The sequence below is a fragment of the Pantoea jilinensis genome (genome assembly GCF_019104105.1).
GTDB classification, from domain to species: Bacteria; Pseudomonadota; Gammaproteobacteria; order Enterobacterales; family Enterobacteriaceae; genus Pantoea; species Pantoea eucalypti.
The window spans coordinates 3,200,561-3,215,455 of sequence record NZ_CP077746.1; the positions used below are offsets into that span (position 1 = coordinate 3,200,561).

Annotated in this window: 12 protein-coding genes; 7 read left to right on the forward strand and 5 right to left on the reverse strand. The window is 57.2% G+C overall.

Annotation, left to right across the window (positions count from 1 at the left end):
- Window positions 1-4: 4 nt before the first annotated feature.
- Window positions 5-463, reverse strand: coding sequence for a xanthine phosphoribosyltransferase (gene gpt / locus KTJ90_RS15165; RefSeq protein WP_003851171.1), 459 nt, complete (start codon window positions 461-463; stop codon window positions 5-7).
- 253 nt (window positions 464-716) lie between these two features.
- Between gpt and pepD the strand changes: the two genes are divergently transcribed.
- The 4 genes from pepD to KTJ90_RS15185 all read left to right on the forward strand — a co-directional run bounded on the left by pepD (window position 717) and on the right by KTJ90_RS15185 (window position 6,031).
- Entirely contained in the window at window positions 717-2,174 is a 1,458-nt protein-coding gene (gene pepD / locus KTJ90_RS15170) for a beta-Ala-His dipeptidase (RefSeq protein ID WP_003851169.1), read from the forward strand.
- Between the two features lie 260 nt (window positions 2,175-2,434).
- The gene (locus KTJ90_RS15175) at window positions 2,435-3,940 is read left to right on the forward strand and encodes a sugar ABC transporter ATP-binding protein (RefSeq protein ID WP_286866967.1); all 1,506 of its coding nucleotides are present in this window, start codon (window positions 2,435-2,437) and stop codon (window positions 3,938-3,940) included.
- Window positions 3,937-4,938, forward strand: a complete 1,002-nt coding sequence (locus KTJ90_RS15180; protein WP_003851161.1) for an ABC transporter permease — start codon at window positions 3,937-3,939, stop codon at window positions 4,936-4,938. Before KTJ90_RS15175 ends, KTJ90_RS15180 begins: the two co-directional genes overlap by 4 nt.
- Before the next feature lie 25 nt (window positions 4,939-4,963).
- On the forward strand, window positions 4,964-6,031 hold the full coding sequence (locus tag KTJ90_RS15185) for a sugar ABC transporter substrate-binding protein (RefSeq protein ID WP_003851159.1): 1,068 nt from the start codon (window positions 4,964-4,966) through the stop codon (window positions 6,029-6,031).
- 36 nt (window positions 6,032-6,067) lie between these two features.
- Here the strand turns inward: KTJ90_RS15185 and dinB are convergent, their stop codons facing one another.
- Entirely contained in the window at window positions 6,068-7,123 is a 1,056-nt protein-coding gene (gene dinB, locus KTJ90_RS15190) for a DNA polymerase IV (protein WP_008924836.1), read from the reverse strand.
- Window positions 7,124-7,367: 244 nt separating this feature from the next.
- Here dinB and dpaA point away from each other — a divergent pair, with 244 nt between their 5' ends.
- The gene (gene dpaA / locus KTJ90_RS15195) at window positions 7,368-8,114 is read left to right on the forward strand and encodes a peptidoglycan meso-diaminopimelic acid protein amidase (RefSeq protein ID WP_008924835.1); all 747 of its coding nucleotides are present in this window, start codon (window positions 7,368-7,370) and stop codon (window positions 8,112-8,114) included.
- Here dpaA and KTJ90_RS15200 read toward each other — a convergent pair.
- A complete protein-coding gene (locus KTJ90_RS15200) occupies window positions 8,085-8,852 on the reverse strand; it encodes a class II glutamine amidotransferase (RefSeq protein WP_003851154.1) in 768 nt (255 codons plus the stop codon). The genes dpaA and KTJ90_RS15200 overlap by 30 nt on opposite strands.
- Window positions 8,853-8,901: 49 nt before the next feature.
- Entirely contained in the window at window positions 8,902-9,480 is a 579-nt protein-coding gene (lpcA, locus tag KTJ90_RS15205) for a D-sedoheptulose 7-phosphate isomerase (protein ID WP_003851153.1), read from the reverse strand.
- A 253-nt stretch (window positions 9,481-9,733) separates the two neighbouring features.
- Between lpcA and fadE the strand changes: the two genes are divergently transcribed.
- Window positions 9,734-12,184 carry an acyl-CoA dehydrogenase FadE gene (fadE, locus tag KTJ90_RS15210; protein ID WP_187512800.1) on the forward strand — a complete coding sequence of 817 codons (2,451 nt, stop codon included), beginning with the start codon at window positions 9,734-9,736 and terminating at the stop codon, window positions 12,182-12,184.
- 356 nt (window positions 12,185-12,540) lie between these two features.
- Here the strand turns inward: fadE and mtnK are convergent, their stop codons facing one another.
- Complete coding sequence (mtnK, locus tag KTJ90_RS15215) at window positions 12,541-13,740, reverse strand: S-methyl-5-thioribose kinase (RefSeq protein ID WP_110411626.1); 1,200 nt, start codon at window positions 13,738-13,740, stop codon at window positions 12,541-12,543.
- Between the two features lie 121 nt (window positions 13,741-13,861).
- Here mtnK and mtnA point away from each other — a divergent pair, with 121 nt between their 5' ends.
- Window positions 13,862-14,884: an S-methyl-5-thioribose-1-phosphate isomerase gene (gene mtnA, locus KTJ90_RS15220; protein ID WP_110411627.1), complete on the forward strand. Its 1,023-nt coding sequence runs from the start codon at window positions 13,862-13,864 to the stop codon at window positions 14,882-14,884.
- The last annotated feature ends 11 nt before the right edge of the window (window positions 14,885-14,895 follow it).

The following is a 14,895-nucleotide window of genomic DNA, read 5'->3' on the forward strand; positions in this document are numbered from 1 at the left end:
TCAATCAGTTTTTTACAATCGGCGGGATATAAACGACACCCATATCCCACGGCTGCTCGATCCAGGTATCCTGCGGAATATCGACGATGTAATCATCAACCAGTGAACGACCGGCGGGTTTAGCGAAAATGGTGCAGAAACGCGCTTTCGGATACATTTCGCGAATCGCCTGCGCGGTGCCGCCCGTATCGACCAGGTCGTCGATTACGATAAAGCCTTCACCGTCGCCTTCTGCGCGCTTCAGGACTTTCATTTCACGCTGATGATCGTGGTCATAGCTGGAGATGCAGACGGTATCAACGTAGCGGATACCCAGTTCACGTGCCAGCAGCGAAGCCGGTACCAGACCGCCGCGGCTCACCGCGATAATGCCTGTCCACTGTTCAACAGGGAGCAGACGCTGGGCCAGTTTGCGGGCATGAATCTGAAGCATGTCCCAGGTAACGACGTATTTTTCGCTCATAAATAGAAATCCCAGCCAACCGAGGTGGCGTAAAAATGTGCAACGGGGAAAAGGTTGCGCGAGATTATAAGGAGTTGACGCACTAAAAACCAGCACCCGTGCGCCGGTTGCGGCTTTTTAGCGCGTCTGAGAGCGCACCCGGTAAAAAACAGTGATATTCTCAGGACTGGCTCGTCAGATTCTCTGACGGCGATTTTTCACTGGAAACTCGCGATGTCCGGCCTCGCCGGTACACTGACACAGGAGACCTGTCGTGTCTGAATTGTCTCAACTCTCTCCACAGCCGCTGTGGGATATTTTCGCTAAGATCTGCTCTATTCCCCATCCCTCTTTTCACGAAGAAGCGCTGGCGAACTACATCACTGGCTGGGCTAAAGAGCAGGGCTTCTGGTGTGAGCGCGATCAGGTCGGCAACATCCTGATTCGTAAGCCCGCCACTGCAGGCATGGAAAACCGTACTCCGGTCGCGCTGCAGGCGCATCTGGATATGGTGCCGCAGAAAAATAACGACACCGTTCATGACTTCACCAAAGATCCTATTCAGCCGTGGATTGATGGCGAGTGGGTGAAAGCGCGCGGCACCACGCTGGGCGCCGACAACGGCATCGGCATGGCTTCTGCGCTGGCGGTACTGGCTGATAACAGCCTGACGCATGGTCCGCTGGAAGTGCTGCTGACCATGACCGAAGAGACCGGCATGGATGGCGCTTTCGGTCTGCAACCCAACTGGCTGCAGGCTGAGATCCTGATCAACACCGACTCTGAAGAGGAAGGTGAGATCTATATGGGTTGCGCAGGCGGTATCGATTTCGTCTCCACCCTACCGCTGACCCGTGAAGCCGTGCCTGCTGAGTTCCAGACCCTGAAACTGACGCTGAAAGGGCTGCGTGGCGGTCACTCCGGTGCCGATATTCATATGGGCCTGGGCAACGCTAACAAACTGCTGGCGCGTTTCCTGGCAGCCCACGCGGCTGAACTGGATCTGCGTCTGCTGGCGTTCAGCGGCGGTACGCTGCGTAATGCAATTCCGCGTGAAGCCTTCGCTACCGTCGCGGTAGAAAGCCACAAAGCGGATGCGCTGAAATCAGCGGCAGCGCAGTTCCTGAGCGCCATCAAAAACGAGCACGGCATCAAAGAGCCGAACATTGCACTGGTCACCGAGCCGCTGGCGCATCAGGGCGATGCCCTGAGCACTGACAGCCGCGATCGCTTCCTGAACCTGCTGAACAGCACGCCAAACGGCGTGATCCGCAATTCAGACGTGGCGAAAGGCGTGGTCGAAACCTCACTGAATATCGGTGTAGTAACGATGGAAGCCGATCACGCAGAGATTAACTGCCTGATTCGTTCGCTGATCGACACCGGCCGTGATTATGTGGTGCAGATGCTGACCTCGCTGGGCCAGCTGGCCGGCGCGCAGACGAAAGCGAAAGGCGGCTACCCAGGCTGGCAGCCGGATGCAGACTCCGCCATCATGGCGCTGACCCGTCAGACCTACATCGCGCTGTTTGATAAAACCCCTAACATTCAGGTGATTCACGCCGGTCTGGAGTGTGGTCTGTTCAAAAAGCCGTATCCGGACATGGATATGGTCTCGATTGGGCCAACCATCACCGGGCCGCATTCGCCGGATGAGCAGGTTCACATCGAAAGCGTGGGTCTTTACTGGAAACTGCTGACCACCCTGCTGAATGTGGTGCCAGAAAAGTAATTCTGTCACAAAAAAAGTCAACCAGGCTCCGGCCTGGTTTTTTTATGCCTGTGACTTTTCACCAGCATAATTCGCTACCTTTTTCGCGCTTTCCCCTACTATTCCGCCACGTTCTCACGCTTCGCTGGTCACAGCCGCCATTATGTCCAGATGTCTGGATGGCTAATAAGATTTCGTGCTAGCTTATGCGCTTTCGGCTGTTGCCGCGCCTGAAGGTTCAGGAAAAAATGCGGCCAGTGTTTCTTCAGGAGAATCATCACATGCCAGGGGTAAACTGCCTTGAGATGCGTAATATCTCCATCGCTTTTGGCGGTTTTTCCGCGCTATCGTCGGTGGATTTCCGCAGTGAGGGCCATTCGGTTCATGCGCTGACCGGCGCTAACGGCGCGGGCAAGTCTACGCTGATGGCGATCCTTTCCGGCGCGCACAGTCACTACAGCGGCGAGATCCTGCTGGACGGCGAGCGGGTCTCCATACGTACACCGCGTGACGCGAAACAGCTGGGTATCCATCTGGTTCAGCAGGAAGTGGATGTCGCCTTGGTACCGCAGCTCAGCGTGGCGGAAAACATTCTGCTGGATCGGCTGGCAGAGCCAGGCCACCGCTATCGCTGGGGCGAGATTCGCCGTCAGGCCCGGGCCTTACTGGCTCAGCTCGACGTGGCGCTGGACGTTAACCGGCTGGTGGAGCGCTGCACCCTGGCGGAAAAACAGCAAATTCTGCTGGCGCGGGCGCTGTCGCATCACTGCCGCTTCCTGATTCTCGACGAACCCACTGCCCCGCTGGATCAGCACGAAAGCGAGCGGCTATTTGCCGTGGTGCGTCGTCTTAAGGCCAGCGGTATCGGCGTGGTGTTTATCTCTCACCGTATCCATGAACTCAAAGCGATCTGCGACCAGCTGACGGTGCTGCGTGATGGCCGGTTAATCGAAACCGGCCCGATGGCGGCGCTGAGCGGTGAACAGATCGTGGAGAAGATGCTGGGCCATCAGCTGACCGATATCTTTCCGGCCCGCCGCGAACAACAGGCACAGCCACTGCTGCTGGCGGTGGAAGGATTGCACGATGAGCAGCTGCTGCAGGATATCTCGCTGCGGCTGCATAAAGGTGAAATTCTGGGGATTGCCGGACTGGCCGGTGCCGGCAAAACCGAGCTCTGCAAAGCGCTGTTTGGTGCCAGCAAAAGCCGCGTCAGTGGCGGTGAACTGCACGGTCAGCCGTGGCGACCCCGTTCGCCGCACGACTCGGTCAGTCGTCGTATGGCGCTGGTGCCGGAAGAGCGTCGCAAAGAGGGGATCTTTATTGATGAATCCGTCGCAATGAACCTCAGCGTCAGCGCCGACGACAGCTTTTCGCGCTGGAGCCTGTTTGGTCATCGCCAGGCATGGCGCTGGGCAGAGCAGGTTATACGGCAGTTGCAGGTGCGCACCACCGGTCCGGCACAGACACTGCGACGTCTCTCCGGCGGCAACCAGCAAAAGGTGGCCGTTGGCAAATGGCTGCGCAACAACGCGGATGTGCTGATCTTCGATGAGCCGACCAAAGGCGTGGACATTAAAGCCAAAACCGAGCTGTTCACCCTGATCGATAACCTGGCGCGCGAAGGGAAAGGCATTATTTACGCGTCGGGTGAATTTTCTGAACTGGTCGGTTTATGCGACCGGATTTGCGTGCTCTGGGATGGACGCATCGTGGCCGAGCTGGCTGCACGCGACGTCACTGAAGAGACGCTTTTGCTCTATTCCACCGGAGGAACCCCTGCGTGAGCAGCAAAGAAACCAGCCTGAACCTGACCCCCTCGCCATGGCGTCACCAGTTGTTCGACTTTCTCTACAAATGGGGCATGTTGCTCACGGTAGTGATCCTGATTGCCGCCTTTGGCCTGGCCTCCGACAGCTTCCTTGAACCCAATAACATCATCAATATTCTGCGATCGATTGCCATTGTTACGGTGATTGCGATTGGCGTATCGATATCACTGACCGTGGGCGGCTTTGATCTGTCGGTCGGCTCGACCGCCTCACTGGCGAATGCGTTAGTGATTTCACTGTTTGTCTGGTACGGCTTCGGCACCACCACCGCGATCCTGATTACCCTGGCGCTTTGCACGCTGGTCGGTCTGTTTAACGCCTTCCTGATTGTGATCCTGCGTATCCCCGACATGCTGGCGACGCTGGCGACGCTGTTTGTGATTCAGGGTGTGGCGATGACCTACAGTTTTGGCGGATCGATCACTGAAAACATGGTGCTGCCGAGCGGTGATATGGCGGAAGGCACTATTCCGGCGACGTTTGGCCTGCTCGGCCAGGTGCCAACCATTGTCATCATCATGCTGGTGGTGACCGTCGCCGCGCAGCTGGCGCTGTCTCTGACCAAACATGGTCGCCGGATGTACGCGCTGGGTGGCAATCCGGAAGCGGCGCGCCTCTCCGGCATCCGCACCACCCGTTATCGGGTCCTGGCTTATGTGATCGCCTCACTGCTGGCCGGTCTGGGCGGCATCCTGCTCGCCTCGCGTATTGGTTCATCGCAGGTTAACGCCGGAAGCGGCTACCTGATGGACGCTGTCGCGGCGGCATGGATCGGCTTCTCGCTGGCTGGCTCCGGCAAGCCCAATGCGCTGGGCACGCTGGTCGGCGCGGTGATTCTCGGCGTGCTGCAGAACGGTCTGGTGATGCTCTCTGTTCCCTACTACGCCATGGACATTATTAAAGGACTGGTGCTGGCTTTAGCACTGGCGATTACCTATATCCAGCGCCGCTGAGGCGCGTTTACCGGAGTTGATAACAATGCAAAAAATAACACTCTCGCTGCTGGCCCTGAGCCTGCTGAACGCCAGCGCTGCCTTCGCGGAGACCGTCACGCCGGTACCTGCGGCTATCGCCAGCCATGATGGTCCGATCCGTATTGCGGTGATCCGCAACCTTGGCTCTGATGACAACACCACCCAGTTTGTGGCCGGTGCCATTCAGCAGGGTCGCCAGCTGGGCTTTAAAGTCAGCACCTTCCTGAGCAACGGCGACGATGCGCGCTTCCAGGATTTCGTGAATCAGGCGATCAGCCAGAAATATGACGGCATCGTGCTGTCGCACGGTAAAGCGCCCTACGCCAGCGGCCTGGTGAAGCGCATTGCCGACGCGGGCATCAAGCTGTCAGTATTTGATACGCCGGTAGATAGTCCGATTCCGGGCGTCACCGTCACCGCGCAGGATGACGCTTCACTGGCGCAGCTGTCGCTGGGTCAGCTTATCCATGATTTCAACGGCAAGGCGAATATCGTCAAGCTGTGGGTTGCCGGTTTTCCGCCGATGGAACGCCGCCAGGTGGTCTATGAAAAGCTGCTGAAAGAGAATCCGGGCATTCATCAGCTGGAGTCGATTGGCGCAGTTTCAACAGACGTGCAGGGCGACACCGCCAACAAAATTGGTGCGATTCTGGCGAAATACCCGAAAGGCAAAATCGACGCAATCTGGGGTGCCTGGGATGCCTTCAGCCAGGGCGCTTACAAAGCGCTGCAGGAGAATGGCAGGACCGAGATCAAGCTCTACAGTATTGATGTCTCGAATCAGGATTTGCAGCTGATGCGTGAGAAGAACAGCCCGTGGGTGCAGACGGTAGCAGTCGACCCTAAAACCATTGGCGCGGTGAATATGCGGCTGGTGGCGAAGAAGATTGCCGGTGAAGAGACGCCTGCGACTTACCAGTTTAAAGCGGCATCGATCTCTCAGCAGCAGCTCGGCAGCCAGCCTGGCGCAGTGAACGTCGCGTCGCTGAACAAGATCATTCCGGGCTGGGGCAGCAATGAGGATTTCGTCGCGCCGTGGTTTGCTACCCTGGCGGCGAAATATAAGAAATAATCCGGCGTCAGCCTTGCCGAACGGTGAGGCTGACCGTTACAGACCCAGCAGAAGTTGACGCTCAAGCTGGGGATCGACCATGGTGACATGCAGTCCCACCAGCCGCACGCCGCGCCCGGCACGACGCTCATCCCAGGTTTTCCGGGCGATGGCAATCATGTCCTCTTTATTCAGTACCGGCCAGATATGCTCCTGGGTCGTCTGCTGAAAATCACTGAACTTGAGTTTAACGCCCTGACGCGCCACCTGCCTGTCGGGTCGGATCTGCGTCAGCCGGCGATCCAGCTCGGCATAGAGAAAATCGATAATCTCCAGGCAGGCATCCCAGTCGCTGATATCTTCCGCCAGCGTGCGTTCCACCCCCAGCGATTTACGCTCGCGCTCCACAATGACGCTGCGGTCATCAATGCCATTGCTGCGCTCCCACAGCACCCGGCCAAACTTACCAAAGCGCTTTAACAGTAGCGCCAGATCGGCCTTCTGCACGTCACCGCAGGTCACCAGCCCCATCTCCTCCAGCTTTTTGGCCGAGACTTTGCCAACACCGGGGATCTTCGCCAGCGGCAGCGTCAGCAAAAAACCGGCCATCTCCGGCGGCGTAATCACGAACTGCCCATCGGGCTTATTCAGGTCAGAGGCAATCTTTGCCAGAAACTTAATCGGCGCGATGCCCGCTGAAGCGGTCAGCCCGGTTTCACGGTAGATGGTGGCGCGGATCGCCTGCGCCATCAGTGTGGCAGAGCCGTGACAGTGCGGGCTGTCGGTGACATCCAGATAGGCTTCATCAAGGGAGAGCGGTTCAATCAGCGGGGTGTAGCGGGTAAAGATGTCGCGAATTTGTGCGGAGGCTTCTTTGTAGGCATCGAAACGTCCTGGCAACAAACGGAGATGCGGGCATAGCTTGAGGGCCATGCCAGTTGGCATCGCGCTGCGCACGCCATATTTGCGGGCCGGATAGTTGGCGGTGCTGATGACGCCACGACGTTCACGGCTGCCACCAATCGCGATCGGGATGTCGCGCAGCTGGGGATTATCACGCATCTCCACCGCGGCATAGAAGCAGTCCATATCGACATGAATGATTTTACGCATACCCCCTCCGGCACTGGATAAGTATACAGTTGGCAGGGGTAACTGCAATATTTGTCGCGCCCACAATTAAAGTTTACAAATTTGTGGCCGAATATCCTTCAGTAAATCGCGAATCTGGCTGCCAGCGTCTTGCTAAAAAAACAGACAATGTTTAATGTTGCGCTGCGATAGCGGACAGTTCCGATAATGCAAACAGAGACGCACAATTTGCGTCATGTTCTATTCACCTCAAGGTATACACAGCATGGGCAAAATCGCACTCCTGTTTGCGATGATTTTACTGCCAGCCCTCAGCATGGCAATGACACCCGAACCCGTCCAGACAGCGGCACCGGTCAGCAAAGAATTAAAGAAACAGTTACTGGGTACCCCGGTCTATATCCAGATCTTCAAGGAAGAACGCACCCTCGAACTCTACGGCAAAATCGGTAATGAATACCGCCTGCTGGATACCTACCGCATCTGTAACTTTTCTGGCGGCCTCGGCCCGAAACGCCGTGAAGGCGATTTCAAAAGCCCGGAAGGTTTTTACAACGTGAAGCTGAATCAGCTGAAGCCGGATAGCCGTTTTTATCGCGCGATCAACATTGGCTTCCCGAATCAGTTCGATCGTAATCAGGGCTACAGCGGCAACTACCTGATGATTCATGGCGACTGTAAGTCAATTGGCTGCTATGCCATGACGAACGCCTATATGGATGAGATTTTTACTTATGTGAACGCGGCGCTGCGTAATGGCCAGCAGGATGTCAGCATCAGCATCTATCCGTTCCGCATGACTGACAGCAACATGCAGCGTCACCGCTACTCCAGCGATGCCAGTTTCTGGCAGCAGCTCCAGCCCGGATACGCTTATTTTGCTAAATATCACCAGCCGCCGACGGTCAACGTCGCCAGCGGTAAATATGTGATGAACAGCAGCCCGGCACCGGTTTTAGCCAGTCCCGAAGCGGCCTCCCGTTCATTCCTGGCGCTCTCCAAGGCAGAATAACGCCCATTCACCTGGCGCAATCCGCTGCCAGGTTTCATTGGCCGTCAGTGGCTGCGTAGCAATCACCGTCACCACGTCATGCGGCGTGGTGTGCTGCTGAAAATCAACCTCCACATCCTGATCCAGTAACTGCGCCCGGCCAAAGGGTGCACGACGGGTGATCCAGAAGAGGTTGGTGGAGCAAAAGGCCATCAGATATCGCCCGTCTGACAGCAGCATGTTAAACACGCCCTTCTGCCGCAGCGTGCCAGCCAGCTCCCCGATAAAACGAAACACCGCAGGCCAGTTGCCCGGCGTGCGTGGATAGCGCGTCGCCAGCTGATGCAGGATCCAGCAAAACGCCTTCTCGCTGTCCGTTTCGCCTACCGGCCGGAATGTGCCGGTCTCCAGTTGCCGATACCCCTTGAGCTGTCCGTTGTGCGCATAGGTCCAGTGACGGCCCCACAGCTCACGGGTAAACGGATGGGTGTTTTCCAGCGACACCTGACCACGATTCGCCTGGCGGATATGCGCCACCACCGAATGTGATTTTATCGGGTATTCCTGCACCAGACGCGCAATCGGTGAGTTAAAGCTCGGCAGCGGATCTTTAAACGTACGGCAGCCTTTATCTTCGTAAAAGGTAATGCCCCAGCCATCTTTGTGAGGCCCGGTCCCACCGCCACGCTGAACCAGTCCGGTAAAGCTGAAACAGATATCCGTGGGAACATTGGCGCTCATCCCGAGCAATTCGCACATAGCCACCGCCTCTGATTAAGTGGCCTCCGCCTGTGGGAGGCCAGCGCTGTTACTTCACCATCTCTTTTTCGATCAGCAGCATCAGGATGTGGATCACTTTAATGTGGATCTCCTGAATGCGATCGGCATAACCAAAGTGCGGCACCCGGATTTCAATGTCGGCACTGCCTGCCATCTTACCGCCATCTTTACCGGTCAGGGTGATCACTTTCATTCCCTGCGCACGGGCAGCTTCAATCGCTTTAATGATATTGGCAGAGTTACCGGAGGTTGAGAGGCCCAGCAGCACATCGCCCGGACGCCCTACTGCTTCTATGTAGCGCGAAAAGACATAGTCATAACCAAAATCATTACTGACGCAGGAGAGGTGGCTGACGTCAGAGATGGCAATCGCCGGATAGCCAGGACGATTTTCACGGTAGCGACCGGTCAGCTCTTCGGCGAAGTGCATCGCATCGCAATGTGAACCGCCGTTACCGCACGAAAGTACCTTTCCGCCAGCCTTAAAGCTGTCAGCCAGCAGTACCGCAGCACGCTGGATCGCATGGATATTGGCATCGTCGCTGAGGAATTTATTCAGCGTATCAGCAGCTTCATTGAGCTCAGAGCGGATGATGTCCTGGTACATAGGGATGTCCTTTTTTAGGAGAGGTTAATCGCAGCAAGTTTAACGGAATGGCCGGTCAGCGCAAAGCGTCATGCCACGTCGGTCCGGACTCTAACGCGGAATATTGTTGCCGAAGGTGCTGCAAAAATGGGCTAAAACAGGTTTTTGTGAGGCAGGTTGTAATTGCGATGTAAACAAATTGATAAATGCTCTCAACTGCTCTAAACCTCTCTGTATAACAGGTCAGACCTCTTACTACTTGGAGCGGTTCATTATGATGGTTGTTTCGATACTTGCCACGGTGGCGCTGATTGGCGCCCTGTTCTACCACCGCCTGTCGTTACGGCTCAGCAGCGCCATTCTGTTGCTGTGGACTGCGGCGATGGCTGTTGCGCATCTCTGGACGCCATGGCTGCTGCTGCCACTGGCGATCATTCTGCTGCCGTTTAACCTGCCGTCGCTGCGCCGCAGCCTCTTTTCAACGCCGATCTTTCAGCGCTTCCAGAAAGTAATGCCGCCGATGTCGCGCACCGAGAAAGAGGCCATCGATGCGGGTACCACCTGGTGGGAAGGCGATCTGTTCCAGGGCAAACCGGACTGGCAGAAGCTGCACAACTATCCTCAGCCACGCCTGACTGCCGAGGAGCAGGCCTTTCTTGATGGCCCGGTCGAAGAAGCGTGCCGCATGGCCAACGATTTCCAGATCACCCATGAGCTGGCCGATATGCCGCCGGAACTCTGGGCATATCTGAAAGAGCATCGTTTCTTCGCGATGATCATTAAAAAAGAGTATGGCGGCCTCGATTTCTCTGCCTATGCACAAGCCTGTGTGCTGCAAAAGCTGTCGGGCGTCTCCGGGATTCTGGCGATTACTGTGGGTGTGCCTAACTCACTGGGTCCGGGCGAACTGCTGCAGCACTACGGCACCGAAGAGCAGAAAAATCATTACCTGCCCCGGCTGGCACGCGGCGATGAGATCCCCTGCTTTGCGCTGACCAGCCCGGAAGCAGGTTCAGATGCCGGCGCGATCCCCGATACTGGCGTCGTCTGCATGGGCGAATGGAAAGGTCAGCAGGTGCTGGGTATGCGCCTGACCTGGAACAAGCGCTACATTACACTGGCACCGATCGCCACCGTGCTGGGCCTGGCGTTTAAACTTTCCGACCCGGATCATCTGCTCAGCGACAATGAGAATCCTGGTATTACCTGTGCGCTGATTCCGACCAACACGCCCGGTGTGGAAATTGGCCATCGCCACTTCCCGCTTAACGTGCCTTTCCAGAACGGGCCGACACGCGGCAACGATATCTTTGTGCCGATTGACTATATTATCGGCGGTCCGGAAATGGCCGGCCAGGGCTGGCGGATGCTGGTGGAATGTCTGTCAGTGGGTCGCGGCATTACGCTGCCATCGAACTCAACCGGCAGCCTGAAAAGTGTGGCGCTGGCAACAGGTGCTTATGCCCATATCCGCCGCCAGTTCCGCGTCTCAATCGGTAAGATGGAAGGGATTGAAGAGCCGCTGGCGCGCATTGCGGGTAATGCTTATGTGATGGATGCGGCCGCTACGCTGATCACAGCCGGCATTATGCAGGGTGAAAAACCGGCGGTGCTGTCGGCGATTGTGAAATATCACTGCACCCATCGCGGTCAGCGCGCCATTATCGACGCTATGGATATTGCCGGCGGTAAAGGCATTATGCTCGGGAACAGTAACTTCCTGGCCCGTGCCTATCAGGGTGCGCCGATCGCTATTACCGTGGAAGGCGCGAACATTCTGACGCGTAGCATGATTATCTTTGGTCAGGGCGCGATTCGCTGCCATCCTTATGTACTGCAGGAGATGGCGGCGGCAGCCAGCAACGATGTGAATGCGTTTGATCAGGCGCTGTTCAGCCATATCGGTCATGTGGGCAGCAGCACGATGCGCAGCCTGTGGCTGGGCTTAACTGCCGGACGCACCAGCGCCAGCCCGACCCGCGATGGCACCCGCCGTTATTACCAGCACCTGAACCGCATCAGTGCCAACCTGGCGTTGCTCTCTGATGTGTCGATGGCGGTGCTGGGTGGCAGCCTGAAACGTCGCGAGCGTATCTCGGCGCGTCTGGGCGATGTGTTGAGTCAGCTCTATCTGGCCTCCGCAACCCTGAAACGCTATGACGATGAAGGTCGCAACGAAGCCGATCTGCCGCTGGTTCACTGGGGCGTACAGGATGCACTGCATCAGGCAGAAGTGGCTATTGACGATCTGCTGCGTAACTTCCCGAACCGTCTGGTGGCGGGCGCCTTGCGGATGACGATTTTCGCTGGCGGTCATCACTGCCCTGCTCCGTCTGACCGTCTTGATCATCAGCTGGCAAAAATGCTGCAGCAGCCGTCAGCCACCCGCAGCCGACTGGGCCGTGGCATGTACCTGACGCCGAGTAAACATAACCCTGCCGGTCAGCTGGAACAGGCGCTGCAGGATGTGATGGCGGCAGAAGGGATTCATGACAGGCTGTGCAAACAGACGAAGCAGCACCTCTCCTTTACCCGTCTGGACGCGCTGGCGAAGCGTGCGCTGGATCAGGGCTGGATTGATGCCAAAGAGGCGGAAGTGTTGCAGCGTGCCGAAGTCAGCCGTCTGCGTTCGATTAACGTCGATGAGTTTGAGCCGGAGGCACTGGCAGTACCGGTGCCAGAGAAAGCCCCTCAGCCTGCATCACGCGCGAGTGAGGCGGCATAGGGTTAGCGTTGCATCGGCTCAGGGAGCATACGCCTTCCGTAAAGACGCAAAAACGCCATCCATTGCATGCTCAGCGCGGGCCATCCATGGCCCGCGATGCTTTATTCCAGGCGTATGGTCCCATCGCTTGAAGTTCAGCGCTCTTCATCAGTAGGGCGGCACTATGCCAAATCAGGGGAAATCTGGCCGCAATAATTAAGGGTCAGAAGAGGAAAGCGTCCCGCGTCAGGACGACGCGGGCCGAGCGAGCCAGGGATGGCTTTAGCGACTTTCCGATCTGTCCCTGTTACCGGCGCGGGCACACTCTTATAGCCAGCTTTTGATTTACCTGAAAGCCGACATCATGTCGGCTTTTTTTATCCTGCCTGACGGATGCGGGCAATCAGCGCATCCACATCTTCGACGTGATCGGCTGCCAGAATCAGCGTGCGACCCAGGTTAATCGCATTACGGATGCAGTCAGTGCGCATCGCCGGATCGGCAATCAGCTTCATATCCGCCACATGTGACATTCCCACCGTGCGGCGAATCAGCTCAGTGCCGCAGTAACCGATGGTATCGGCCCATACTTTACGCAGAAACGCTTCCGCATAGCCTGGATAAGCCAGCGCCTCATCGCGGGTTTTCTCTGCCGCCAGCGCCAGGAAGCCTGAAGCAAACGTCGTCCAGAGTTTATGCACATCGCTGAGGCGCTGCTCGCGGGCATCGGCGGCTTCGCGCGGAGGCAGCAGACCTGGCAGGCCGCAGTAGTTAATCAGCAGGTTGCCTGCCGCAGTACCAACATCAAAACCGATGGGACCAAAATAGCCAAATTCCGCATCAATCGCTTTCAGGCTGCCGTCAGCAACGAAAATCGAGCCGCTGTGAATATCCCCATGCAGCAGTGCTTCGGCGTGAGCAAAGAAACGATGCTTAAGACCGCCCACCGCGATGCGCAGGGCATCATCATTACGCAGGCTGGCGACCAGCGGTTCAAGCGCTTCAGGATAGCTGTTGCGCTCATGATTGGTGTAAGGATCGTTGAAGAAAAGATCTTCAGTGATTTCACACATTTCCGGATTGATGAAACGCGCCACTTCCGCTTTTTTCTGATGCGGATGCAGGATGAAATCGGATGTATGAAACAGGGTTTGCGCCAGATAGTTGCCTAACTGCTGAGCCGCTTCCGGGTAGTAAGCGCCCTTCACCAGCTCGCTACGCCAGATGCGATGGCTGGAGAGATCTTCCATCACCATCACCGCCAGCTCCGCATCGTAATGGGTGATCTTCACCGTGTGCTGCGGACAATATTTGTAGTGCTCGACCAGCGTCTGCGCTTCCAGCCGCGCCCGATCCAGCGTCAGCGGCCAGGACTCCCCCACGCAGCGCACATAAGGCAGTGCCTGCTTGACGATAACGCGACTGATGCCCTGATCGTCATAAATCTTAAACACCAGGTTGAGGTTGCCATCACCAATCTCTTCTGCGCTGCTCAGCGCGGCAGGATTGTCCACGCCGCCAAATTGTCGGGCATATTCCACAGCATCAGCAGCAGTAAAGGTACGGTATTGCGACATTGCCTGTTCCTCATCATTCGAAGGGGGTCACTCAGGTGTAATAAGCCGTTCAGACGTCTATACATCCGTTCAGCATGTTGGCACAATACGCATCATTAACGCAACATGGATTTCACCCACAATGCAGACACTTCAAACCACCAGCTTACAGGTTCGTGACAATCAGCTCTGGATTCTGGATCAGCAGGCATTGCCGCAGCAGAAGAACTGGCTGCCCGCACACAGCGTGCCTCAACTGATTGAACATATTCATGCACTGCGGGTGCGCGGTGCGCCGCTAATCGGCCTCTCTGCCTCACTGCTGCTGGCGCTGCTGGCAGAACAGGGGCAGCCGCGCGCTGAACTGGCTCAGGCGCTGGAGACCCTGCGCGCTGCGCGCCCTACCGCCGTCAACCTGATGAACAATCTTGACCGAATGAAAGGGGCGCTGGCCCAGCCGGACTTTGCTCCTGCGCTGGCTCAGGAAGCCTGGCGGCTGGTGCAGGAGGATAAGCAACTGTGTGATGCCATCGCTGATGCGGGTTGCACGCTGGTGAAACCCAACAGCCAGCTGCTGACTCACTGTAATACCGGCGGGCTGGCAACGGCGGGTGTAGGCACCGCGCTGGGCGTCATTGCCCGCGCCCATCAGCAGGGCCTGATTAAGAATGTCTGGGTTGATGAGACCCGTCCGCTGTTACAGGGCGGCCGCTTAACCGCCTGGGAACTGGGCGAGCTGGCGGTTCCCTACACCCTGATTACCGACTCCATGGCCGCCAGCCTCATGGCCCGTGGCGACGTAGATGCGGTGTGGGTCGGCGCTGACCGCATTGCCGCCAATGGCGATGTCGCCAATAAGATCGGCACCTACAGCCTGGCGGTGCTGGCGCATTATCATCAGATCCCGTTCTACGTGGCGGCCCCGCATACCACGCTGGATCGCAGCTGCCCTGACGGCGCAGCGATTCCCATTGAGCAGCGCGCCGCCAGCGAAGTGACGGGCGTTGCAGGCAGTTTTGGCAGCGTGCAGTGGGCGCCAGAAGCAGCCTGGGTTTATAACCCGGCGTTTGACGTGACGCCAGCGGCGCTGATCAGCGGCTGGGTGCTGGACACCGGCGTGGTGACGCCTGACCAGGTACAGGACGGCATCTTCCAGCCGCAGTAATGGTCTGCGAG

Excerpts from the sequence above, each read along its gene's own strand:
- fadE (WP_187512800.1), top strand. The coding sequence starts at position 9,734 with ATGATGGTTGTTTCGATACTTGCCACGGTGGCGCTGATTGGCGCCCTG.
- KTJ90_RS15185 (WP_003851159.1), top strand. The coding sequence starts at position 4,964 with ATGCAAAAAATAACACTCTCGCTGCTGGCCCTGAGCCTGCTGAACGCC.
- KTJ90_RS15175 (WP_286866967.1), top strand. The coding sequence starts at position 2,435 with ATGCCAGGGGTAAACTGCCTTGAGATGCGTAATATCTCCATCGCTTTT.
- dpaA (WP_008924835.1), top strand. The coding sequence starts at position 7,368 with ATGGGCAAAATCGCACTCCTGTTTGCGATGATTTTACTGCCAGCCCTC.
- KTJ90_RS15200 (WP_003851154.1), bottom strand. The coding sequence starts at position 8,852 with ATGTGCGAATTGCTCGGGATGAGCGCCAATGTTCCCACGGATATCTGT.
- lpcA (WP_003851153.1), bottom strand. The coding sequence starts at position 9,480 with ATGTACCAGGACATCATCCGCTCTGAGCTCAATGAAGCTGCTGATACG.
- gpt (WP_003851171.1), bottom strand. The coding sequence starts at position 463 with ATGAGCGAAAAATACGTCGTTACCTGGGACATGCTTCAGATTCATGCC.
- dinB (WP_008924836.1), bottom strand. The coding sequence starts at position 7,123 with ATGCGTAAAATCATTCATGTCGATATGGACTGCTTCTATGCCGCGGTG.
- mtnK (WP_110411626.1), bottom strand. The coding sequence starts at position 13,740 with ATGTCGCAATACCGTACCTTTACTGCTGCTGATGCTGTGGAATATGCC.
- mtnA (WP_110411627.1), top strand. The coding sequence starts at position 13,862 with ATGCAGACACTTCAAACCACCAGCTTACAGGTTCGTGACAATCAGCTC.